Source organism: Dokdonia sp. R78006, assembly GCF_042466145.1.
Classification (GTDB): domain Bacteria; phylum Bacteroidota; class Bacteroidia; order Flavobacteriales; family Flavobacteriaceae; genus Dokdonia.
This window is the reverse complement of record NZ_JAXHBU010000001.1, coordinates 706,816-730,016: the sequence shown is the minus strand read 5'-3', so window position 1 is coordinate 730,016 and position 23,201 is coordinate 706,816. Positions and strand designations below refer to the sequence as shown.

The 23,201-nt window shown below is 37.5% G+C and carries 27 protein-coding genes, 2 tRNA genes and 1 pseudogene; 11 read left to right on the top strand and 19 right to left on the bottom strand.

Annotated elements, in window-relative coordinates:
* Window positions 1-69 precede the first annotated feature (69 nt).
* Window positions 70-519, bottom strand: a complete 450-nt coding sequence (locus SJY37_RS03370; protein ID WP_298329593.1) for a YHS domain-containing (seleno)protein — start codon at window positions 517-519, stop codon at window positions 70-72.
* Window positions 520-582: 63 nt separating this feature from the next.
* Window positions 583-1,560 carry an acyl transferase gene (locus tag SJY37_RS03365; RefSeq protein ID WP_298329590.1) on the bottom strand — a complete coding sequence of 326 codons (978 nt, stop codon included), beginning with the start codon at window positions 1,558-1,560 and terminating at the stop codon, window positions 583-585.
* A 314-nt stretch (window positions 1,561-1,874) separates the two neighbouring features.
* Here SJY37_RS03365 and SJY37_RS03360 point away from each other — a divergent pair, with 314 nt between their 5' ends.
* On the top strand, window positions 1,875-2,558 hold the full coding sequence (locus tag SJY37_RS03360; protein ID WP_298329587.1) for a response regulator transcription factor: 684 nt from the start codon (window positions 1,875-1,877) through the stop codon (window positions 2,556-2,558).
* The gene (locus SJY37_RS03355; protein ID WP_298329585.1) at window positions 2,558-3,613 is read left to right on the top strand and encodes a cell wall metabolism sensor histidine kinase WalK; all 1,056 of its coding nucleotides are present in this window, start codon (window positions 2,558-2,560) and stop codon (window positions 3,611-3,613) included. Before SJY37_RS03360 ends, SJY37_RS03355 begins: the two co-directional genes overlap by 1 nt.
* Before the next feature lie 63 nt (window positions 3,614-3,676).
* Here SJY37_RS03355 and SJY37_RS03350 read toward each other — a convergent pair.
* Window positions 3,677-4,006, bottom strand: a pseudogene (locus tag SJY37_RS03350) (glycosyltransferase); the annotation flags it as partial.
* A gap of 707 nt (window positions 4,007-4,713) precedes the next feature.
* Between SJY37_RS03350 and trmB the strand changes: the two are divergent.
* From trmB to SJY37_RS03315, 7 genes are all read left to right on the top strand, one after another.
* Window positions 4,714-5,388, top strand: coding sequence for a tRNA (guanosine(46)-N7)-methyltransferase TrmB (trmB, locus tag SJY37_RS03345; protein ID WP_298329583.1), 675 nt, complete (start codon window positions 4,714-4,716; stop codon window positions 5,386-5,388).
* 9 nt (window positions 5,389-5,397) lie between these two features.
* Entirely contained in the window at window positions 5,398-6,027 is a 630-nt protein-coding gene (locus SJY37_RS03340) for a LysE family translocator (RefSeq protein WP_298329580.1), read from the top strand.
* Complete coding sequence (locus SJY37_RS03335) at window positions 6,024-6,374, top strand: MGMT family protein (RefSeq protein WP_298329577.1); 351 nt, start codon at window positions 6,024-6,026, stop codon at window positions 6,372-6,374. Before SJY37_RS03340 ends, SJY37_RS03335 begins: the two co-directional genes overlap by 4 nt.
* A gap of 168 nt (window positions 6,375-6,542) precedes the next feature.
* Window positions 6,543-7,679 (top strand): Mrp/NBP35 family ATP-binding protein, encoded by a 1,137-nt coding sequence (locus SJY37_RS03330; protein ID WP_298329574.1) that lies wholly within the window; start codon window positions 6,543-6,545, stop codon window positions 7,677-7,679.
* A 2-nt stretch (window positions 7,680-7,681) separates the two neighbouring features.
* Window positions 7,682-7,924, top strand: a complete 243-nt coding sequence (locus SJY37_RS03325) for a NifU family protein (RefSeq protein ID WP_108877190.1) — start codon at window positions 7,682-7,684, stop codon at window positions 7,922-7,924.
* 75 nt (window positions 7,925-7,999) lie between these two features.
* Window positions 8,000-9,052, top strand: coding sequence for an NAD(P)/FAD-dependent oxidoreductase (locus SJY37_RS03320; protein WP_298329569.1), 1,053 nt, complete (start codon window positions 8,000-8,002; stop codon window positions 9,050-9,052).
* A 51-nt stretch (window positions 9,053-9,103) separates the two neighbouring features.
* The gene (locus SJY37_RS03315; RefSeq protein WP_298329566.1) at window positions 9,104-9,433 is read left to right on the top strand and encodes a 2Fe-2S iron-sulfur cluster-binding protein; all 330 of its coding nucleotides are present in this window, start codon (window positions 9,104-9,106) and stop codon (window positions 9,431-9,433) included.
* Between the two features lie 43 nt (window positions 9,434-9,476).
* Here SJY37_RS03315 and SJY37_RS03310 read toward each other — a convergent pair whose 3' ends face one another.
* Together SJY37_RS03310 and SJY37_RS03305 are read right to left on the bottom strand one after the other, a co-directional pair.
* The gene (locus tag SJY37_RS03310; protein WP_298329564.1) at window positions 9,477-10,373 is read right to left on the bottom strand and encodes a metallophosphoesterase family protein; all 897 of its coding nucleotides are present in this window, start codon (window positions 10,371-10,373) and stop codon (window positions 9,477-9,479) included.
* 94 nt (window positions 10,374-10,467) lie between these two features.
* Window positions 10,468-10,542: transfer RNA gene (locus tag SJY37_RS03305), tRNA-Pro, on the bottom strand.
* Window positions 10,543-10,679: 137 nt separating this feature from the next.
* Here SJY37_RS03305 and SJY37_RS03300 point away from each other — a divergent pair.
* Window positions 10,680-11,126, top strand: coding sequence for a hypothetical protein (locus SJY37_RS03300; protein WP_298329561.1), 447 nt, complete (start codon window positions 10,680-10,682; stop codon window positions 11,124-11,126).
* Window positions 11,127-11,200: 74 nt separating this feature from the next.
* Window positions 11,201-11,275, top strand: a tRNA-Pro gene (locus tag SJY37_RS03295).
* Window positions 11,276-11,436: 161 nt separating this feature from the next.
* Here the strand turns inward: SJY37_RS03295 and SJY37_RS03290 are convergent.
* The 14 genes from SJY37_RS03290 to SJY37_RS03225 form a co-directional block, all read right to left on the bottom strand.
* Window positions 11,437-12,390 carry a DUF3078 domain-containing protein gene (locus SJY37_RS03290; RefSeq protein ID WP_298329558.1) on the bottom strand — a complete coding sequence of 318 codons (954 nt, stop codon included), beginning with the start codon at window positions 12,388-12,390 and terminating at the stop codon, window positions 11,437-11,439.
* Window positions 12,391-12,544: 154 nt separating this feature from the next.
* Window positions 12,545-13,501 carry a DUF3078 domain-containing protein gene (locus tag SJY37_RS03285; protein ID WP_298329554.1) on the bottom strand — a complete coding sequence of 319 codons (957 nt, stop codon included), beginning with the start codon at window positions 13,499-13,501 and terminating at the stop codon, window positions 12,545-12,547.
* A 65-nt stretch (window positions 13,502-13,566) separates the two neighbouring features.
* On the bottom strand, window positions 13,567-14,076 hold the full coding sequence (locus tag SJY37_RS03280; RefSeq protein WP_144782316.1) for a DUF2480 family protein: 510 nt from the start codon (window positions 14,074-14,076) through the stop codon (window positions 13,567-13,569).
* Window positions 14,077-14,140: 64 nt separating this feature from the next.
* Entirely contained in the window at window positions 14,141-14,458 is a 318-nt protein-coding gene (locus SJY37_RS03275; RefSeq protein WP_013750977.1) for a DUF59 domain-containing protein, read from the bottom strand.
* 87 nt (window positions 14,459-14,545) lie between these two features.
* Window positions 14,546-14,971, bottom strand: a complete 426-nt coding sequence (locus tag SJY37_RS03270; protein ID WP_013750978.1) for a SufE family protein — start codon at window positions 14,969-14,971, stop codon at window positions 14,546-14,548.
* Window positions 14,972-14,973: 2 nt separating this feature from the next.
* The gene (locus SJY37_RS03265) at window positions 14,974-15,402 is read right to left on the bottom strand and encodes an META domain-containing protein (RefSeq protein ID WP_298329549.1); all 429 of its coding nucleotides are present in this window, start codon (window positions 15,400-15,402) and stop codon (window positions 14,974-14,976) included.
* Window positions 15,403-15,445: 43 nt separating this feature from the next.
* Entirely contained in the window at window positions 15,446-15,922 is a 477-nt protein-coding gene (locus SJY37_RS03260) for a GNAT family N-acetyltransferase (protein ID WP_298329546.1), read from the bottom strand.
* Between the two features lie 107 nt (window positions 15,923-16,029).
* A complete protein-coding gene (locus SJY37_RS03255; protein ID WP_298329543.1) occupies window positions 16,030-17,244 on the bottom strand; it encodes an aminotransferase class V-fold PLP-dependent enzyme in 1,215 nt (404 codons plus the stop codon).
* 124 nt (window positions 17,245-17,368) lie between these two features.
* On the bottom strand, window positions 17,369-18,682 hold the full coding sequence (gene sufD, locus SJY37_RS03250; protein WP_298329539.1) for a Fe-S cluster assembly protein SufD: 1,314 nt from the start codon (window positions 18,680-18,682) through the stop codon (window positions 17,369-17,371).
* Between the two features lie 81 nt (window positions 18,683-18,763).
* On the bottom strand, window positions 18,764-19,516 hold the full coding sequence (sufC, locus tag SJY37_RS03245) for a Fe-S cluster assembly ATPase SufC (protein WP_013750983.1): 753 nt from the start codon (window positions 19,514-19,516) through the stop codon (window positions 18,764-18,766).
* A 23-nt stretch (window positions 19,517-19,539) separates the two neighbouring features.
* Window positions 19,540-19,959 carry a hypothetical protein gene (locus tag SJY37_RS03240; RefSeq protein WP_298329534.1) on the bottom strand — a complete coding sequence of 140 codons (420 nt, stop codon included), beginning with the start codon at window positions 19,957-19,959 and terminating at the stop codon, window positions 19,540-19,542.
* Window positions 19,960-19,962: 3 nt separating this feature from the next.
* Window positions 19,963-20,850, bottom strand: a complete 888-nt coding sequence (locus tag SJY37_RS03235) for an N-acyl homoserine lactonase family protein (protein ID WP_298329531.1) — start codon at window positions 20,848-20,850, stop codon at window positions 19,963-19,965.
* A 48-nt stretch (window positions 20,851-20,898) separates the two neighbouring features.
* A complete protein-coding gene (sufB, locus tag SJY37_RS03230) occupies window positions 20,899-22,344 on the bottom strand; it encodes a Fe-S cluster assembly protein SufB (protein ID WP_298329528.1) in 1,446 nt (481 codons plus the stop codon).
* Between the two features lie 152 nt (window positions 22,345-22,496).
* Window positions 22,497-22,826, bottom strand: coding sequence for an iron-sulfur cluster assembly accessory protein (locus SJY37_RS03225; protein WP_013750987.1), 330 nt, complete (start codon window positions 22,824-22,826; stop codon window positions 22,497-22,499).
* Between the last annotated feature and the right edge of the window lie 375 nt (window positions 22,827-23,201).

The window sequence follows — 23,201 nt, the reverse complement described above, 5'->3', positions numbered from 1 at the left end:
AAAGCCCCAGTGTTCAAGTGAACATCTGGGGCTTTCTAACTAACTAACCAATCTATTATAAAGTCGTTCTTAATTTTTAGTCCTTACACGCTCCCACTCAATATCTGCTTTTTTCTTTAAAGTGGCTGCTCCCTCTTCATTCCAGCTCTCAAGAGTATTAGTCCCCCATGAATTATAAAAAAGGTATAACTTGCCATCAAGTATTTGAAAAGTTTCTGGATCTATAGATACTTTCTTTCCTTTATCTGCAATGGCATATGCACAATACCCTCCATATTGAGGAATAAATTTTTCTGGAGATTTTTTAAAAGCTTCTAAGTTTTCCTGGCTTGCAAATTGGAATTTTGCACCATCATAGGTTGTGGTAAACTCTTTATCTCCTTCTATCGCTTTATTGTTAAAATATTCTGTCACGTCATATCCTTCGGCTACATATCCTTTTTTAAGGTTATAATCCGTTTTCTGCGCAGTAGCGACTATTGTAAATAATGCTACGAGAATAAATGATAGTGATTTCATAAACTTGCTATTTTAGTAATACGTACGTAAAGTAAGTCGAATTAGTTTTAGCAAGATTACATTTTACAGAGACATTAGGTTGCAGCCTCGTATGTCTGAGTTGTCAAAACGACCTATTACGGTAAAGCTGCCATCCTCGTATACTCGTCCAAGATCTTGAGTGGCTATAAAGGGGCAAGAAAATCTATTGGCTAAGTCAATTACATTGAGACCACCAGTTTTTGTGCCGTCTAATAAGCTTAGGGCATCTTCTGTATCTCGAGTGATGATTTTCATCCATGGAGGTGTGGTAAATATCCCGTTTCCATTAGAATAGCCTTGACTTAATAGCTCAGTCATCCCATATTCACTATGTATTGAATACACACCAAAACCGTTGCAAAGTATTTCATGCAGTTCATCACGCACTAATTCTTTGCGACGTCCTTTCATACCACCAGTTTCCATTATAATGGTGTTCTTAAGATTAAAGCGATGGGATTCTACTAAGTCTAAAAGTGCAAATGATACACCTATAAGTAATACTTTTTGCCCTGCCTTGTCTAGTGAGTCTAGTTTATTTGCAAGTTCGTTGAGGTTGTTTAAATAAAAACCACTGTCAGGGTGATCACTAGTTTTTATTAAATCATCTACCATATATATGAGGGAAGATCCAGATCTTTCTAGATAGGATGGTAGTAATGCTAGGATTACATAATCTTTTGGGTTTCCGTACGCTTTCGCGAAAGCGTGCCTAAAACTATCCTCATACAAGCTTAAGTCGGCAACATGGTGCTTGCTAGTGATGCTCCCCGTAGTCCCACTACTACTAAATACAGCCGAAGTCTCTGATCCAGCCGTTAGAATGGTATGCGATTTAAAAAATTGAATAGGTAAGAAAGGAATGTCTCTGCTTCTTTTTATCTCACTAGGGTGTTTATAGAGCAAGTCACAAAAAGATCTGTAGGTGTTATTATTCTCAAATTGAAAGTGAAATGCCTCCAGTGCAGCTTCTTCAAATTGTGCATCTGTAGTGATATCAAAAATAGACCGTTGGGGCATTGAGAATAGTGTTTGTGCAAAGATATAAAACATATCTACCCATATTAAGCTAGTTTTTTATGAAGTTTGATGACGGGTGAGTGGTTTTAATGATTAAAAATGGCTTGTGATAAAATATTTTTTTAGAAGTGATGTGTTGTTAATCATGTAGTTAAATGATTTAATTTTACCTTGCCAATAGTTGTGATTATAGAAAAACTTAACAAAATCTTAATGCTCTTAACATGAGTACCGGTAATTTTGCTAATACATTGCAGTGTATATCAAAAGACTAAAACAACGTATATTTACACTAGGCGTATAATATTTAAAGCATGAAAAAAAAGGACCTAAAAATACTTCTTGTAGACGATGAACCGGATATTCTTGAAATAGTAGGTTATAATCTATCTAATGAAGGTTACCAAGTTATAACTGGGTCAAACGGAGTAGAGGCTGTAAAGCTTGCAAAAAAACACTCACCTCATTTAATTATTCTTGATGTGATGATGCCAGAGATGGATGGTATAGAAGCTTGTGAAGTAATACGTGCAAATAGTGATCTAGATCAAACTATCATCACATTCTTCACTGCTAGAGGAGAAGATTATTCTCAAGTAGCAGGATTTGATGCTGGTGCAGATGATTATATCACAAAGCCTATTAAGCCTAAAGTGCTAGTAAGTAAAGTAAAAGCATTACTGCGCAGGTTTAAAGAGGAAGAAGTTTCTTCTCAAATTACAAAAGTGGGTAACCTAGTAATAAATAGAGAAGAATATAAGGTGTATAAAGGCAAAGAAGAACTGTCACTGCCGCGCAAAGAATTTGAATTATTATCATTATTAACCTCAAAACCAGGTAAAGTATTTACTCGTGAAGATATACTTGATAAAGTCTGGGGGCTAGAAGTAGTAGTAGGTGGTAGAACGATAGACGTACATATACGTAAGCTTAGAGAAAAAATAGGTGATGAGTCTTTTAAAACCGTAAAAGGTGTAGGCTATAAATTTGTGATTTAATGGCCGCAGGAGATAAGCAGTCTTACTCATTCTCTCTTATTACAGCGAGTTACATATCGATAGTATTTGCGATACTAATTGTAACGCTTGAGTTATTCCGTGATGGTGAGCCATCTTGGGAAGCGCTAGTTGTTGGGATTGGACTATGTTTTGTAGTTTCTTTTTTAATTATTCATTATAGAACGCAGTTTTTCATTATCAGGGGAGTAAAGGAGATTTATGATAACATAAAACTTCTTGAGGATGTAAGTTTTACACCAGATAATATAACTACAGACATGGCTTCCTTATCTGAGGAAGTAGAGCGTTATGCAAAACGTAAGAAAATAGAAATATCATCCCTGCGCATTCAAGAAGAGTATCGACGTGATTTTTTAGGAAATGTAGCTCATGAATTAAAAACCCCGCTGTTTACGGTACAGGGTTATATTCTTACATTACTAGATGGGGCTATTAATGATAAAGCCGTACGTAAAAAATACCTGCAACGTGCCGAAAAAGGTGTGGAGCGCCTCATATATCTAGTTAATGATCTAGATATGATTACAAAGCTTGAAGTAGGCGATCTTAATATTAACTACGAGTATTTTGATATTATTGAGTTAGTAGGTAGCACTTTTGAAATGCTAGAAATGAAAGCTGCTAGAAGAAATATCACGCTTGCTTTTGACGCGCCTTATGATGAAGGTGTGATGGTCAATGCAGATAAGGAGCGCATACAGCAGTTGCTTACTAATCTTATAGAGAACTCTATTAAGTACGGTAAAGAAAACGGAACGACAGAAGTAAGTGTACAAGACTTAATCCAGAATAAAGTCCTCGTGCGTATTACAGATAATGGAGAAGGCGTAGAAAGTGTACACATACCTAGGCTTTTTGAGCGTTTTTATCGTGTAGATAAATCTGGTAACCGTAAGGTAGGTGGATCGGGATTAGGACTCTCTATTGTAAAGCACATCATTGAAGCGCATGAAGAAAGAGTGTATGTTGAAAGCGAATTTGGAGTGGGTTCTGAGTTCTCCTTCACCATTGAAAAGGCCGAAGAATTGAGTTAAATTATAAGAAGGTATCCCTTGCTCAAAGCCAGGATATACTTTTAATCTAGGTAGCTCCTTGCTCTTAAAACTGTCTTGTGTACAGTAGGGAGCAATTTTTTTTGATTTTAATAATTCGGCGAGATATTCTTGTTCAGTTTGACCAGGCGTAGGTATAAAAAACACCTTTTTCTTCATTACAGCAAGGTCCATGATTGTTGTATATCCAGATCGTGCAATTACATACCTACTTTGATTAATCGCTTTTTCTAATGCAGCAGTAGTTAGAAAATTTACAACCTTAATATTAGCGCCTATTTTATCAACCTGCTCTTCAGTGGAGACCTTTCCTTGCACAATAAGTAGTTTTACACTGGCTTTCTTAAAAAGCGCGATAATAATACCCTCCAACATAGTGCGCTGTGGTTCTGGTCCAGACAACACGGCGATATAGTCATATATAATTTCTTCCTCAGAAGATTTCATTCTGCTCAAAGGGCCTATATATTTTGTAGGGATAGATAATTTTTTTTGTGGATGTCCTAAGACGCCACTTAAATTTATATCACCGGCTACATCAGGAACCCAGCATTCGTTAAATCTTTGGAGATACATTCTATGTGCAGCAGATGAGAACCAAGTGGTTTTACCACTCAAGACCTGCAGCTGGTGGCTTATAATCACACAGGGCACTTTCTTAGTATATAATCCAAGTCTATTATCAGAAATTACACCATCTATGCCCAACTTATAGATAAGTTCCTCAAGATCTCTGTGTTCCTCTTTTATGGTTCTTCTTATGGAAGGAAGATCTGCAATTAGCTTTCTTTTAAAATGTGATCCTTTCTCAGAATACTCAATATTATACGACGGTAAAGTGACGGTCGCAAGCTCTGGAAATTCCTTAGTAAGCAGTTTCAAGGCTTGACCATCGCTAGCGATGGTTACCTTATACTGTTGAGATAATAGGGTGTGAATTATAGGGATGCATCGCGTAGCGTGACCCAGTCCCCAGTTGAGGGGTGCAACTAGTATGTGTTTTTTATAATTCACAATGCAAATATCTAACACTTCTAACTACTAAAAGTTTCCTTAATTTTACCAAAACATTAAATATACCTGTGGGAAGTAAAAATAAGCTTAAGCGTTTTAGAGAAAATGAGACTTTTTCAAATGTAGTACAACCTACGAGAGAAGAACTCGTAGATGGTACATTCCCATTAAAGGGTAAATGGAATAAAGACTTTTTTAAGAATGATAACCCTATTGTGGTCGAGCTAGGCTGTGGTAAAGGGGAATATTCTGTGGGTCTTGCACAATCATATCCAGATAAAAACTTTGTAGGTATTGACATCAAAGGTGCTCGTTTTTGGAGAGGAGCAAAAACCGCTATCGAAGACAACTTGACTAACGTAGGTTTTATGCGTACGCAAATTGAGTTGATAGAGTACGCTTTCGCGAAAGCGGAAATAGATGAAATATGGATAACTTTTCCAGATCCTCAAATTAAGTACAAGCGTACAAAACACAGAATGACTAATACGGAGTTTCTCCAAAAGTATAAGCGTGTTCTTAAGCCAGGCGGTTGTGTAAACTTAAAAACCGACTCTGAGTTTATGCATGGTTATACCTTAGGGCTACTTCATGGCGAAGGTCACGAGATTTTAGAGGCAAATCATAATGTATACAAGAATGAATATTCTCCCAAGGAAGTGGTAGGTATTCAAACTTTTTATGAAAAACAATATCTAGAACAAGGAAAACCAATTACTTATATTAAATTTAGAGTTAAGTAAACGCTAGCCTTGGAGATAACAAAACTCTTCTTAATCACATTCTTTGCTGCTTTAGCAGGAGTTATACCTCCTGGTCTAATCAATATGTCGGTTGCAAAAACTTGCGTTGAGCGTGGTCGTAATAATGGATTACTGGTCGCGATAGGTGCTTCGTTTATTGTTATTATACAAGCACTTATTGCGGTATTACTGGCTAAATATATTTTTGGCAATCCATTTGTACAGAATATGTTATTGAGAACAGGACTTGTAATCTTCTTGATTATGGCAGTGTTCTTCTTTATGAAGGCAAAGCGCGGAAAAGTCCCTAAAGTCAAGCTTTCTAAAAATAGAGGCATCAAGAGTCTTGGTAAGGGGATGATGATTTCGGCGCTTAATATTTTGCCCATACCTTATTTCTGTGCACTTGGAGCTGCATTAAATGTGAGTGGCAAAGTAGAATATGATATTGTAGCTATTGCTCTATTTGTGCTAGCTGCAGCACTGGGTACCTTTACAGCATTATATTTTTATGTAATATTCTTTGCTAGAATTCAAAACAGAGCAACCACGTTTACAAAGTATTCTAATTACTTTATGGCGTGTCTGATGGTAATATTGATGATCATCACACTGATAAGAACCATTTACTTCGAATGAATTACGCCCCAAAAACCGAAAACTTTTTTACAAAGGTCTATGCTGTCGCAGCTCAGATACCTTATGGCCGTGTAACAAGTTATGGAGCTATCGCAAAGTATCTAGGGGCAGCGAAAAGTAGTCGCATGGTAGGATGGGCAATGAATGGGGCACACACGTATAGTGAAGTTCCTGCCCATAGAGTTGTAAATCGTGTGGGACTACTTACCGGTAAGCATCACTTCCCGCAAACCAACCTCATGCAGCAGCTGCTAGAAAATGAAGGAGTAGAAGTGATAGATGATAAAATTGTAGCCTTTAAAAAGCACTTCTGGGATCCTAGTGTGGAGTTGTATCAAGACTTCTAGCGTAAGGCAGAGAATCCTTAAAAATCAATTAAATATTTTGTGATTAAGCAAACTTGAAATGTCAAATAATTTGAAATTTCAAAGGTTGGAATATACCTCCTTGCGGTTGTATCTTTGCATTTAGAATCAGTCTAATTAGAGATTATTCAGAATTGCTTAAACACGACAATGAAACTACAAAAAAACGATATTCTTGAGGCTTTAAAAACCATAACAGCTCCAGGTGCTGGAGAAAATATGGTAGATAGTGGTGCTGTTACAAACGTACTTACATTTGGTGATGAGGTGATAGTAGATATTACTATCAATAACCCAACGCTACAAGCACGTAAAAAAGCAGAGGTAGATATTATGAAAACCATACACGATAAAGTGTTTGCAAAAGCACAAGTGAAGGTTAACGTAAAAGTCAACGCACCAGCCAAAGATGAAAGTAACGAGATAAAAGGAAAGGATATTCCTGGCATTAAAAATATTGTAGCTATTGCTTCTGGAAAAGGAGGCGTAGGTAAATCTACAGTAACATCAAATATCTCAGTAACACTTGCAAAGATGGGATTCAAAGTAGGAATTCTGGATGCAGATATTTACGGTCCTTCTGTCCCTATTATGTTTGATGTAGCAAATGAGAGACCACTTTCTGTTACAGTAGATGGTAAGTCAAAAATGAAGCCTGTAGAGAGCTACGGAGTAAAAGTACTTTCAATTGGATTTTTTACTAAGCCAGATCAAGCGGTTATCTGGAGAGGACCTATGGCAGCAAAAGCTTTAAATCAAATGATTTTTGATGCTGCTTGGGGAGAACTAGATTTCTTACTACTAGACCTTCCTCCGGGAACAGGAGACATACACTTAAGCATTATGCAATCACTACCTATCACGGGTGCTGTTGTTGTAAGTACACCGCAAACGGTGGCACTTGCAGATGCAAAGAAAGGTGTAGCAATGTTCCAGCAAGAGAGTATCAATGTACCAGTACTTGGTATTGTTGAGAACATGGCTTACTTCACACCAGATGAGTTGCCAGATAATAAATACTACATCTTTGGAAAAGAAGGAGCAAAGCACCTTGCCGAAGATTTAGGAGTGCGCTTACTAGGGGAGATACCATTAGTGCAAAGCATACGTGAAGCTGGAGATATAGGTCGTCCAGCTGCATTACAAGCAAATACGCCTACAATGTTAGCCTTTGATGAGCTTACTAAAAATGTAGTGGAAGAAACCGTACGACGCAACAAGAGTTTGCCAGCTACAGAGGCTATAAAGATTACTACCATGGCAGGTTGTTCTGCTGTAAAGAATTAATTATGACCGGAGCAGAGTTAACCCAGAAAGTAGAAGATGCACTAGAAGAAATTCGTCCATTTTTACAGAGTGATGGTGGAGATATTACCCTTTTAGGTATAGAAAACGATACTATTGTACGTGTTCAATTGCAAGGAGCTTGCGTAGGATGCTCTGTAAATCAAATGACCCTTAAAAGTGGTGTGGAGATGACTATTAAAAAATTTGCTCCTCAGATAGAAGAAGTTATTAATGTTAAGGCGTAAGACTGATAAAGGTCATTTTCTTAGATAGGGGATGTATTTATTTTTGCTTTCGCGAAAGCGTATTAATAAGAATCAATGATTAAAACAGATATACTCATTATAGGTGCTGGTCCTACAGGGCTTTTTACCGTTTTTGAAGCAGGATTACTAAAGTTAAAATGTCATCTTATTGACGCACTTCCTCAACCAGGAGGGCAGTGTTCTGAAATTTATCCTAAGAAGCCTATTTATGATATCCCTGCATTTCCAGAAGTGCTAGCAGGTGATCTTGTAGATAATTTAATGAAACAAATAGAGCCTTTCCAACCTGGATTTACACTAGGAGAGCGTGCTCAAACTATAGACAAACAAGAAGATGGGAGCTTCATAGTTACCACAAATAAAGGAACAAAACACCACGCGCCAGTTGTAGCAATTGCAGGTGGATTAGGGAGTTTTGAGCCTCGTAAACCGCCTATTCCTAATATAGCGAATTACGAAGATATCGGGGTAGAGTATATTATACGAGATCCTGAGTTGTACCGTGACAAGAAAGTGATAATCGCCGGTGGTGGAGATAGCGCTTTGGACTGGAGTATTTTTCTAGCAGATGTTGCTAGTGAAGTGACGCTAGTGCACCGTCGTAATGAATTCCGTGGTGCTCTTGATAGTGTGGAGAAAGTCCAAGAACTTAAAAACCAGGGGCGCATTAAATTAATCACTCCTGCAGAGGTAGTTGATGTACTAGGGGATACGCATGTAAACGGAGTGACTATCAAACAAGGTGAAGATACTTTTAATGAGCCTTGTGATCATTTTATACCGCTTTTTGGACTTGCACCAAAACTTGGTCCTATAGGAGACTGGGGGCTCGAGATTGAAAAGAATGCTATTAAAGTGGATAACAGTTTAGACTACCAAACGAACATCCCAGGTATTTATGCAATAGGAGATGTAAATACATATCCGGGTAAATTGAAGTTAATACTTTGTGGTTTTCACGAAGCAACGTTAATGTGTCAGAGTGCTTACCAGCGTATCTTTCCAGATAAACGTTATGTGATGAAATATACGACCGTAGGTGGAGTAACAGGGTTTGACGGAACAAAGAAAGAAGCTCCTAAAGCTGTAGTTAAAGCTATAGACTAACCATACGACCATTCATTTATTACAAGGGTATTAACGCATAAATCGCGATCCATGACAGATATTAAAATTACAATCACAGATCGCGATGGCGTTGCTCACGAGATTGATGCTCCTACAGATATGAATATGAACTTAATGGAGGTTGTGCGCTCTTATGAGCTCGCTCCAGAAGGTACCATAGGTATTTGTGGAGGTATGGCGATGTGTGCTTCTTGCCAGTGTTATGTTGAGAGTGATCACGTGTTGCCGGAGATGAGTGATGACGAGGAAGCAATGCTTGCAGAAGCCTTTCATGTAGAGGATAATAGCCGTTTAGGTTGCCAGCTTCATATACATCCAGATATGGATGGATTACGAGTAACACTTGCGCCAGAGGAGTAGAACTAAATTATCTTATTAAAAACTATATTAAGGGATTATAAAACTAGCTAGTTTTATAATCCCTAATTTTTTGAGGCCCTTCTAGTAGCACGCGATTTACATGCAGGTGGCCTTCTTCTGTGGTGGTAATATGCCATTTTATAAGAGAGATAGCGCCATTTTCTATTTCTAAGCCTGTGATACTACGCGGGTGAACACAACTACCATCATTAAAAAAAGCAATATCTCCTGGTTCTGGAAATCGAGGTCTATGTGTATGCCCTACTATGGTGAGTAGATTGTTATTTTCTGTGATCCACTTTTTAATACGTCGCTCTACTTTTATGAGCTCTTTGTAATTTTTTGCAGGACTCGTAGGATCAGAGATGCCAAATATTTGAAGTGGTTTCCATAAGATTCTCACGAGAAATCTATTGAAGCGCCATCCATGATAATTCAGCCAGTCGGCTTGATGACCATGGCATAAAAAGAGTTCTTGAGCGCTTTCCTGATGTTTTAATATCAATGCCTCATGATACTCTAGATTTTTAAATAAAACCTCTTCTCTGCCATCTTTAGGATCAAAATAAGTGCTCAAATGTTTTTGAACGTAGTTCTTATCGCGATATACCATATCGTGATTTCCCCAGATGAGGTGAAGTCGTTTTTCAAAGTGAAACTTCTGCAGTAATGTATAGACATTTTTATGTGCACGCAAGATGCTTTCAAAGGAGCTGTTTTCCCATAGCTCATCACCATCCCCTAGCTCGCAATAAGTATAACCTTCTTTATAATAATGTTTTAACGCGTGGTAATAGATATTCTCATTTCTCGCAAAATCATCGGCAAAGCTTTTGTCTCCGCGGTGACAGTCGGAAAAGAAAACTAGTTTATCGGCATCAGAAAATGGTATTTCCTTTGCTGCTTTGTAAGCTCTGTCTAAACGCTGTCTTGTATTCACAGGTTAAATATCTTAAAAAAGACTGAGATTAATAGGGTTGAGAGGAGTACGCTTTCGCGAAAGCGTAAAATAAACACCACGTATCTACTTTAAGTCGGGTAGAGAGGATTCGAACCTCCGATCTCTGGTCCCCCAGACCAGCACTTTAACCGGACTAAGCTACTACCCGTTTTTATGCGCGTAAATATAATAAAGCGTAATCATTAGGGAAATACCGTGGTTCAAAAAAACGCTCAACGCATATCTTATTAATTTTTTCGTACCTTAAAGTGTTGAAAAATAAATTATTAACTAAACCCAAATATTATGAAAACACTAATGATGCTTTGCTTTTATGTGATGGGTGCTACACTTTTAACAAGTGATGGATTGAATACTGATGAACCTGCGATGATCTTAGAAGGCGTGTGGGAATTAGAAAACCAGCAGATGTATGAAAATGGGATGCTCTCAGAAATGTTGCCCAATGAGAATGGCTATAGGCAGGTGAAGATGTATAGTAAGGGAAAGGTGATGTGGACGCGTAACGATCCTTCAGATAGTAATGAGTGGTTTGGGTATGGGACATATAAGGTGACAGATGGTTTTCTAGTAGAGCGGTTAGAATACGCTTCTGGTCCTATGATGAATATAGTAGATACGACTCAGATTTTTAGATTTGAGCTAGTGATGGGAGCAAATAGCTACCAGCAAATACAGCTAGATGAAGATGGAAATAGGGCCGAAGGCGAGAGTTATATAAGAATAGAGTAAAATTTAAAATTATTGATCAATAAAGTTTGTGATTATATAATAGATTTTATTATATTTGCACCCCGTTAAATACTCGGGGTATAGCGTAGCCCGGTTATCGCGCCTCGTTTGGGACGAGGAGGTCGCAAGTTCGAATCTTGCTACCCCGACAAAAACCAGCCTTTTTAGGCTGGTTTTTTCATTTTAGAAGGTTTTGGGTATTCATAATCTTTTATATTATGAAGTTGCTACAAAGCAAAAATGCGAGCCTGTGAGAGCTCGCATTTTTATTATGTATCACTAGCCTTAAAGCTAGTAGTATTGCAATTACTTAGAATGCATACGTAAGTCCTAAAAGGTAGTAAGACTGTATCTTGTTATCTACAGCGCTATCACCTACTTCAAAAGTAGTAGCAGCTGGATCTACAGCAAGTAAATTGTTATTAGCAAAGTTTACTGCCTCTTGTCTGTTTCCTCTTAAACCAAATTCAAAACCAACACCAATCTGGTTCCATAGTTTGTAGCTGAAAGAGTTAATCCATGTAAAGTTTGATAAGTCGCTAGACTCATAGCTTTGGAAAGCAGATAAGTTAGACTTGAATGCAATTTTACCAATCTGACGCGTGTAATCTGCAACAATTTTTGCTCCTAATGAAGACTCATAAACAGACTCTCCTTTGCTGAAAACAAAGTTGTAGTTAAGTGGGTGTACCACAACAATAAGATTAGGAATAGGAGTCCATGTAGCACCAACACCTAGATCTAAGTAACCTGGATCGTTAAAGTTGTTTAATAAAGTAGTTCTGTATTCACCTAATGCAGATACAGCGATCTTGTCAGTTAGTTTGTAACCGTATAAAGAAGATACATTAAAAACATCTGTAGTCTCTCTAAAGCTATCATCTTCTTCTGGGCTGTCGTTATCTTTATCGTCAAATTTTACCCACCCTAAGTTTACGCTAAGGCTGTTTCTCCAGAAGTATTTTTCTTCTAGTTTGTTTGCAAAAGCATTACCAGTAATACCAATGTTTGCAGAAGATACGTTAGGCGTACCTTGAGAATACCAGTTACTGAATTCAGAGAAATTTCCTCCTATAGTTCCAAATGCTCCGTATTTCCATCCTGGAAGGGCATCGATTTGTGCTTGTAAACTATTTACTTCTCCTTGAAGCTTTGCAATTTCTGCTTTCTTAGGAGCTTGTTGCGCCTTTAATTCTTCTTCTGTTTGTGCTTGCGCGCTGATTGTGAGGAGTATAGCTGCTCCTAAAACAATAAGTCTTTTCATAATAATTATTAGTTAAGATTTGTAGCGCAAAGATATAATTAAATAAAAACTGCGCTGTTTAATCCCATGTAAATTAATGGTATTATCTCTTTATCGATTAAATATGACATTAATCGTTAGCTAGTAAAAATAGTTTTGTAAAGTGGTGTGCTATTTAAGATTTCCACTCAAGAAAAGCGTACTTAAGTCCTACTCCAAGTACTTCTCGCACTTGTAAACCGCTCACTGCATTTTCATCATAAATGAGTTGTAGTGCGAGATTAGTAGTGACATATTTATTCACTTGCATGGCGATATTTAGCGTGTAATCTAAGTCGACATTTTTTACCTTCTCCAGATAATCTGCATACAGGTTTAAGGTGTTTTCAAAAACCACGTTTTCAAAAAGCTCTTCTTTGTAATACACACTTAATGATGATCCTAATTCAAAACGGGTATTCTCATTTGCAGCTACACCAAAGAATGGTTCGTAAGCAGCTAAGGCTACAGGGTCTGTCTCGTCTACTCTTGTAAATTTAGAGTGTACAAAAATGAGTCTCGACGTAGCGGGTGCTAGGTTTACTGTAAAGTCATTGCTTTTTTTCCAAAGTATACCAGGTCCTGCCTGGATATAGGCTGGAGAAAAGGCGTCTGTTATTTCTCTTCTATCTTGTACAGTGGTGATAATCTCTCCATCATCATCAAGAATATTGCGGTCAAAAAATTCATAACCAGGCGCCATTTGCGTTCTAAAGTTAAAAACTCCGGAGTAGTACCAGTTAGATTTATTGATTCTACTACCTACAAGGCTGTTTAACTCGAGTCTGTCTGTAGTTTTACGTACAAATTTTTGATCTTTTGTGGCAGCAAGACCAAGTATAGACGTGAGTCTAGTATCCCACGTAAGTTTATTGCGTTTATAATTGAGATCCCAGCTTATATTAAAGTTACCAGCGATGTTAGAAGTACCTCCACCTTGCCATTCCTTATTAAAGGCACTTTGGCTAAAAAGTAATTCTGCAAGTCCTTTGCTTTTCCATCCATCAGGAAGAGAATCTTTTTTCTTGGTCTTCGTCTGGGCGACTAGAATGCTACTTGTGGCTAGTAGCAGTAAAAAAAGATATGTTCTCATAGGGACTTACTTATAAATTAAGAAAGTAAATATACACAGGGAGTGTATGGATGTCAAGACAATTTTTAAGCGCGCTTCTTAAAGAGGGGGACGGTAGAGCAAGCTTCTCCAAACATAATACTACGTGCCACAGGCTGAAGTTTTTCTATAAGCAGTAAATATGCGTTAGGAGGTACTGGTTTATTAGAGCACCCCTTTATAATCAATGGAACACCTTGATAAGGTGTCGTATCAAGATTTGCAATAGCTGTGGTGTAAAGAATAGTTTCTAGAAGTTCTAGAGACCCTACGATGGTCTTTTGTGCAATATCCTGTAAATGGGTAGAAACAAGCATATAGGCCCACGCTGGAACAATAGCATCTGTGCTGCAGTGTAAAGCTACAAATGAGCCCGAATATTGCTGCCAATCGTGATTTTTTATGCTTTCGCGAAACTGAGTTTCACGTAAAATAAATCCTTGGTCTAACCATTCAGAAATGTCTAGTGTTTCTCTCTTTCCTTTGGGATATAAATCTTCCAAATCAAAAGTGATGAGTTTACTCCCGGCGACTCTATTTATGATTTCTTCTGCCATAATAATGTAATTAAAAAGTGATGATGCGTTTTAATCTATAAGCTTAAAACGCATCACAATACTTTTATAACATTCCTAATTCTAGTTTTGCTTCTTCACTCATAAGGTCTTGTGTCCATGGTGGGTCAAACGTGATTTCCACTTCACAATCTTTTACTTCTTTGAGAGATTTTACTTTCTCTTCCACCTCAAGTGGTAATGTTTCGGCTACTGGGCAGTTAGGTGTAGTAAGCGTCATAAGGATTTTAGTATCCATGTCTTCGTTTACAAAAACATCATAAATCAATCCTAACTCATAAATATCTACAGGAATTTCAGGATCGTAAATAGTTTTTAGTACTCTTACAATCTTGTCTCCTAACTCTTCTGTGTTTACTTCCATATGTATTGTTGTACTGCAATGCAGTCTCTTTTATTTAGTTAATAATGGTGAATTGCATCACATTTTCGCGCAAGCGTAATTTGTAATCTAATTCAGTTGTGTTTGGTAGGCTACAGCATATAGCTTTATCTGCTTAATCATGCTCACAAGTCCATTTGCACGGGTAGGAGAGAGGTGATCTTTAAGTCCTATCTCGTCTATAAACGAAGTGTCTGCATCTATAATTGCTTGTGGCGGTTGTCCAGAAAAAGCACGTATAAGTATCGCTATGATTCCTTTTGTAATAATCGCATCACTATCTGCAGTAAAGGCAATCTCGCCGTCTGTCATATCTGCGTGTACCCAAACCTTGCTCTGGCAACCTTTTATAATATAATCGTCAGTTTTAAACTGATTATCAATCATGGGAAGTGATTTTCCTAGGTCTATCATATACTCATAACGTTGCATCCAGTCTTCAAACATGCTGAACTCATCAACGATTTCATCTTGTATTTCTTTTATACTTGCCATAATTATATTGCTGTTGATGTTGCTTTGAAAAGTACTTGATCTTTATTGTATAAAGTAAGTGTTCCGTTTTTAAGAGTGTACCTATTTACCTTGATGAGATTTTTAAATACTTTTTTCTCTAAGTCCATAGCTTCTGCAGGACATGCTTTCTTAGTAGATAACGGATCTGTAATATCTAATTTATCCTTAGTAAGCGTAAACGCAGCGTTATAGGAATTGCATCCAGAAAAACCAGTTATTCTTCTTTTTTGACTTTCTATATTAAAGGTGATTCCTTGTTTTGTAATAGGTGTCTCTTCTATACTCGTAAGTGTGTAGTATCCCGAAAATCTAGGCGCTTTTACATCAGGTTCACTTTCCTTTTTTTCGGTAGCACAGCTACTTAAAAAGAGGCCTATTGTTAAAGCGATTATGTAATATGTGTGTTTCATAGTAAAAGAGTATTTGCAAAGATAGTGCCCAGAAGATTAACTGTCATTCTGTCGAGTCTAGCATTTTATGCATAAACCACATAGGGCGATGCTCGTCATGTAATAATGGGAAATCTAGTCTTTGTTTTTCTGTCTTTTGAAATCCTAGTTTCTTGTAAAAGCGCTGTGCTTGCATATGTGTATCCATAGCGTCAAGCCAGATGAGGCTGTGTTTTTGCGCTATTGCGACTTCTTGTGTATAATCCATCAGGGCTTTGCCTACACTTTTCCTTTGAACTGACGGATCTAGGTAAATACGATGTATTTTAAAGCCTTTCTCAGAAGCTAGTGGTGGATATGTACAATCCTTAATAAGCTTTAATATGCCTACTGTCTCATCGTTATAATGCACGAAGTAATACATACTATTTGCATCACTAAGCTCTTGTTCTAAGTTTTCCTTACTATAAATATGACTGAGATACCACGAGCAATCATCTTTCCAAAAATGCGCATATGCAGATGGATACACCCTTTTCATTAAATTGTATAATCGCTCTTGATCAACTAGGGTGACGGGCGATAATGTGATATGTGAATTTACCTGTATCAATATAACAATGTCTGAAAACGATGTTCTGCTAGATATTATGAGAGCATGGTGACCGCTCGTTTTAATCCAGTTACAAAGGTGTCTATTTCTTCCTTGGTATTATAAAAAGAAAAAGAAGCGCGCACGGTTCCTGGTATTTTATAATACTCCATAATAGGCTGTGCACAGTGATGACCTGTACGTACGGCAATACCTAGTTTATCAAGTATAGTCCCTATATCATAAGGATGTATATTGCCTACATTAAAAGAAATAACGGCAGTTTTATGTGCAGAAGTGCCATAAATCTTTAGGTTTTCTATTTCTAGTAATTTCTCTGTTCCATATTGCAATAGCTTATTTTCATAGCTTGCAATGTTGTCAAAACCTATAGCATTCATATAGTCAAGACCTGCGCCCGTTGCAATTCCTCCACAAATATTAGGCGTTCCTGCTTCAAATTTGTGAGGTAAACCAGCATAGGTGGTTTTTTCAAAACTTACCTGATCTATCATCTCGCCACCACCTTGATAAGGAGGTAATTTGGTAAGCCATTCTTCTTTTCCGTATAAAATACCCACACCAGTAGGACCGCAGATTTTATGAGCAGAACATACGTAGAAGTCGGCGTCTAGTGCTTGCACATCTGGTTTGATGTGTGGCGTAGCTTGTGCGCCGTCTATAAGAACTGCAGCGCCTACTTTATGAGCTTCTTTGATAATATGCTCTATAGGGTTTATGGTTCCTAAGGCGTTAGATACGTGGTTTACAAAGACTAGTTTTAAGTTAGGAGATAACGCTTTCGCGAAAGCGTCCATATCCAGTTCACCGCTTTCTGTCTGAGGTATTACTTTAAGGATAGCTCCAGTTTTCTCACAAAGCATTTGCCACGGTACAATATTACTGTGATGCTCTAGCGCCGAAACTAAAATCTCTTCACCTTCTTTTAGTATGGAAGCAAAACCATGTGCCACAAGATTAATAGCATGTGTCGTTCCTGCAGTGAGAATGATCTCGTAAGGCTTTGCTGCGTTAAAATGCTTTTGAATTTTAATACGCGCCTCCTCATAAGCGTCTGTTGCTTCTTGAGAAAGTGAGTGTACGCCGCGATGGATATTTGCATTATAGTTTGAGTAGTAATCTACAATAGCATCTATCACCACTTGTGGAGTTTGTGAAGTGGCGGCATTATCAAAATAAATAAGCGGATTTCCATTTACTTCTCTTTTGAGAATAGGGAAATCTTCGCGTATTTTCTTAATGTCTAGCATAGCATTTTTCTTTGTTACAAAGATACAAACTGGACTACTTTTAGACTACCCCAGTACGTATTGTGTTTAAAATGAAAAAGCCGTTACTAGAGAGTAACGGCTTTTAATATATGGGTCTAATGTCCTACTGCTCGAAGCCGATGTTTACACCGATTTTCTTAGCAATAAGTTTTGTGATTCTTTCCTTTAACTGAGGAATTTTTACACTTGATAATACTGTGTTTGCAAAGGCATACATCAATAATGCGCGTCCTTCTTTTTCTCCGATACCACGAGATTGTAAATAGAAAAGAGCACTTTCATCTAGTTGTCCTATAGTACAACCGTGAGAACAACGAACATCATCTGCAAAAATCTCTAATTGAGGTTTTGAATTGATAGTCGCTGTATCACTCAACAATATGTTATTATTAGACTGATATGCATTTGTTTTTTGAGCTTCTTTCTCAACAACCACTTTTCCATTAAATACTCCTACAGATTTATCTGCAAAAATACCTTTGTAATCCTGGTGGCTCTCGCAGTTAGGAGTAATGTGGTGTACTAGTGTGTTGTGATCTACATGCTGTTTTCCTTCTATAATCGTAATACCTTTAAGGATAGAGTCCATGTACTCTCCTTTTTGATAAAAGTTAAGGTTGTTACGAGTGATGTTTCCACCTAGAGAAAAAGTATGCACAGAAACAATACTTTCTTTGTGCTGCTCTATCTCTGTAGTATCTACAAGGGAAGCGCTTAAGTTGTCGTTCTGAATTTTATAGTAATCTACAAGCGCTCTTTTATCTGCAAAGATCTCTGTAACAACATTAGTAAGCACTTTCTTGTCTGTAAGACTCTGGTGGCGCTCTATAATTTGTACTTCAGAATTTTCTTCGGCAACAATAAGGTTACGTGGTTGTAGCATCATTGCATCATTTGCTCCTGTAGCAAAGTGTACAATCTGGATAGGCTTTTGTGCTACTTTTCCTTTTGGGATGTAGATGTAAGCGCCATCTTTTGCAAATGCAGTGTTGAGAGAATCCATAGATTCTCCCTTTGCAATCTTATTAAAGTAAACGTCTATAACTTGTTTGTACTTTGGCTTTGATAGTGCTGCACCCATGGTGCATACATCAATACCATCATGCGTAGTTTCTGAAAGAAATGAGCTATACACCCCATCTACAAAAACGATTTTATAAGTATCTACATCATTAAGAAAATACTGCTTTACATCTTTAAAGTCTAGTGCAGCTTCTTTACTAGGGAAGATGTTATAATCCTCCTTAAGAATGCTGTTAAGAGATGTGTATTTCCAGTTTTCTAATTTCTTTGTAGGAAACCCTTCTGCTTCAAAAGTCTTGATGGCCTCGTTACGAATGTCGTATATAGGAGAATCTGCATCAATACTTTCTTGAAGTACGATATGGTTACTTACTAATTTATCTTTTAAACTCATCTTTTCTAAGTTATGAATCTAGACAGTTAAGTATAAGGGATATTTTTATTGGGAATATCTCTTATGAGTTGTCTAAACGTATTACGCTCCCACTTCTTCTTTTAACCAGTCGTATCCTTTTTCTTCAAGTTCAAGAGCAAGCTCTTTTCCTCCAGAACGTACAATTTTTCCATTCATAAGAACGTGTACAAAATCAGGAACGATGTATTCTAGAAGACGCTGGTAGTGAGTGATCACTAGTACTGCGTTATCTTTGCTCTTTAATTTATTTACACCATTTGCAACAATGCGTAGTGCGTCAATGTCAAGACCAGAATCTGTCTCGTCTAGAATAGCGAGTTTAGGCTCTAGCATCGCCATTTGGAAAATCTCATTACGCTTTTTCTCTCCTCCAGAGAATCCTACGTTTAATGATCTAGAAAGAAACTTACGATCCATCTCAAGAAGTTCTGCCTTCTCTTTGATTTTTTTAAGCATTTCACTAGCTGGCATATTTTCTAGGCCTTTTGCTTTGCGAGTTTCATTTATCGCAGTCTTGATAAAGTTAGTTACAGAAACTCCAGGAATCTCTACAGGATATTGAAAAGATAAGAAAACACCTTCGTGGGCTCTTTCTTCTGGATCCATTTCTAGTATTGATTCTCCTTCAAGTTCGATGTCTCCACCGCTTACTTCATACTCTTCTTTTCCTGCAATAACAGAAGCGAGTGTACTTTTTCCAGAACCGTTTGGTCCCATGATAGCGTGCACTTCGCCAGCTTTTATCTCAAGATTAATACCTTTAAGGATATCTTTCTCTTCAATTCGTGCGTGTAAATCTTTAACTGATAACATAATTCTACGTTCTTATTGTGCGATTATTTACCGCTTTCTACTTTAATGGAACCACCCTCTGTCTTGAGTTTGTCTCCTGCTTCTAATTTAATTGAAGTGTCAGCCGTTGGTGCTTTAACTTCTACTATTTCTTTAATGGTTACTATAAAATCCCAGCCTTCTTCATTAGTAGGCTTAGGATTAATAATACCCTTTATAACAACTGGCACCATATCATATTCATCACGTTGTAATGGTTTGACTATGGTTGCTAGTTCGTGCATTTTATCATCTAGAGCTACGCCATAAATAAAGGAATCACCCTTAATGATTGCAGCATCTACTAGATATATAAACTCACCTTCGATAACTTCATATGAGGTAGAAGACGAGTCTTCGGTAGATTTCTGATTACAGGATACAAGTGCAAGACTTGCTATCAATAAAAAGACAACCTTTTTCATACCTTAATTAAGTATCGCTGGCGTTTGTGCAAAGTTTCCTGCATCGTGCTGGATAATCACCTTTGCATTTTCCGCTTTCGCGAAAGCTTCAAAATCCTTTATACTTTGATCTGTTGCTGGAATATCATAGTTAAACTGAGGTACAATCGTATCTTTTCGGTTTTGCTCAAAATGATAAACATCACCAGATAGTAATGTAGGTCCGTTCTCTTTTAAACGTAAAAACAACACTTGGTGACCCGGTGTGTGTCCTGGCATAGATTTGATAACTACAGTGCCATCTCCAAAAACGTCCTTGTCTCCATTCAGTTTCTCTACGTTTGTAAGCTTGTTAAAGCTATCTGGCGCATAAAATGAATTTCCTTTGATGTCTTCTCCGTTTGCAAAATCATATTCTGATTCTTGAACCAACCATGTAGCTTTTGCAAAATGATTTGCAGCACCTGTGTGATCAAAGTGAATGTGAGAAAACGCAATCATATCGATATCCTCAGGTGTCATCCCGATACCTTTAAGTTGAGTTGTTATGGAGTCCTTACGAGAGATTGTAAAAGCACCTCCTTCTGGAGTATATGGTTCTTGACCTACAAGCATTTCTGGTAAACCTGTATCCCATAACAGAGTCCCTTTAGGATGCTTGATTACAAAAAATGCATCTGCAAGCTCTTTTGATTCTCCTTTGTACGTGTCGCCTTGTGCAAATAAGTTTAAGTTATTTGCCATTACAGTACCACCGTCTAGTTTATATAAAGTTACCTCAGGAAGTTCTTCAGCGGCAGCTGTTTCCTTTTGGTCTTCTGCTTTTTGCTTTCCGTCTTCATAACCTTTCTTGAATTCTTCACAAGAAATTGTAGTGATGGCAAGAGCAGCAATTAATAGTATGTTTTTCATTATTTTAATAATCTTCATTTAGTTATTAATTGTAATAGTAAATAAATACTATCCTACAGATCCTTCAAGGCTAATTTCAAGTAGCTTTTGAGCTTCTACAGCAAACTCCATAGGGAGTTTGTTAAGTACCTCTTTTGAGAATCCGTTTACAATTAAAGCAATTGCCTTTTCTGTATCAATACCACGCTGGTTACAGTAAAATATTTGGTCTTCACCTATCTTACTAGTAGTAGCTTCGTGTTCTACTTGAGCAGTTTTATTTTTAGTCTCAATGTATGGGAAAGTGTGTGCTCCACACTCGTTACCCATTAATAGAGAATCACACTGCGAGAAGTTACGAGCGTTTGTAGCTCCTGCATTAATCTTTACAAGACCTCTATATGAGTTCTGAGATTTTCCTGCAGAGATACCTTTTGATATAATCGTACTCTTGGTGTTTTTTCCAAGGTGGATCATCTTAGTACCTGTGTCTGCCTGCTGGTGATTGTTTGTCACTGCGATAGAGTAAAACTCACCTATAGAGTTATCTCCTTTAAGAATACAAGAAGGGTATTTCCATGTCACCGCAGATCCTGTTTCGACTTGTGTCCATGAGATTTTTGCATTCTTCTCGCAAAGACCACGCTTTGTTACAAAGTTGTAAACTCCACCTTTACCTTCTGCATTTCCAGGGTACCAGTTTTGTACGGTACTGTATTTAATCTCTGCATCATCCATTGCGATAAGTTCTACAACGGCGGCGTGCAGTTGATTCTCATCACGACTAGGAGCAGTACAACCTTCAAGGTAACTTACATAACTACCTTCGTCTGCTACAAGTAGTGTTCTTTCAAACTGTCCAGTTCCTCCTTGGTTAATACGGAAGTATGTAGAAAGTTCCATTGGGCATTTTACACCTTTAGGAATGTAACAGAAAGAACCATCAGAAAATACTGCACTGTTTAATGCTGCGTAGTAATTATCTTTTACAGGAACGATAGTTCCTAAGTGCTTACGTACTAATTCTGGGTGCTCTTTAATAGCCTCAGAGATGCTCATGAAAATAATTCCCTTCTCTGCAAGCGTCTTTTTAAAAGTAGTTGCTACAGAGATAGAATCTACCACGATATCCATCGCGACGTTGTTCATTTTCTTTTGCTCATCTACAGAGATTCCTAATTTTTTATACATAGCGAGTAGATCTGGATCTACATCATCTAGTGTTTTATTAGGGTCTACAGCTACGGGAGCAGAGTAATAAGCGATTGCTTGAAAATCTGGCTTCTCGTAATTTACGTTTGCCCAGTCTGGCTCTTCCATAGATAGCCAAACCTTGTATGCTTCAAGTCTCCACTCAGTCATCCATTGCGGCTCATCCTTTTTCTTAGAAATAGCTCGTATAATGTCTTCGTTTAATCCTACAGGAAATGTCTCAGACTCAATGTCTGTAAAAAAACCATATTCGTATTCTTTGGTTTTTAGTTCTTCCCTTAAATCATCTTCAGTATATGCCATGTTTCTTTTTTCAATGTGTGATAGAAAAGTATTCCTGCCCTAAGGGTGACTTTTCATGGTATGCTAGTTTTCTTGTTCTAGGGTGTCATCAAGAAAACTGTAATAGGTTTTAAATTGGTTACGCTTTCGCGAAAGCGTAACCAACTAAGTTATTATAGAGAAAAGCTTTCTCCGCATCCACAGGTGCGCTGTGCATTTGGGTTGTTAAAAACAAATCCTTTTCCATTAAGTCCACCACTATATTCTAGTGTAGTGCCTATTAAATAAAGGAAGCTCTTCTTGTCTACGATTAGCTTTACATCATTATCTTCAAAGACTTTGTCATCTTCTTGATGCGTTTTGTCAAAATGAAGATCGTATGATAAACCACTGCAACCACCACTTTTCACGCCTACGCGCACATAGTCTGTAGTTACATCAAAACCGTCTTCCTGCATGAGGCTTGCGATTTTAGTTTTTGCTTGTGAATCTACTTTAATCATATCGTTATAAATAGTTTGCAAATATAAGGTTTAGGTCTCGTTTTTACACGATTCCTAACATATAACTAATGCATAGTGCGATAGGGTTTTCTTATAGGTGTATAGGAGTGGTTGTATTAGTTTCTGGCGGGCAGTGATGGTTGTTATGGTGTGGTGCGCCACTGCGATAAGTCTAACGCTTTGCGTTTGTGAGTATGTAAGAAAGCGAGGTGTCATTTCTACTTGAAATGACTGTGAGAACCTAATATAAAAGCTAAGATTTTTGACTAAGTTTTCCACACCCTAATGTTGATAGATTTGTGTAAATCGTGTCATCATATGCAAATAGACTTGATGACAGAGATGAGCGTGAAAATGAAACCTTTGTGAAGCCTA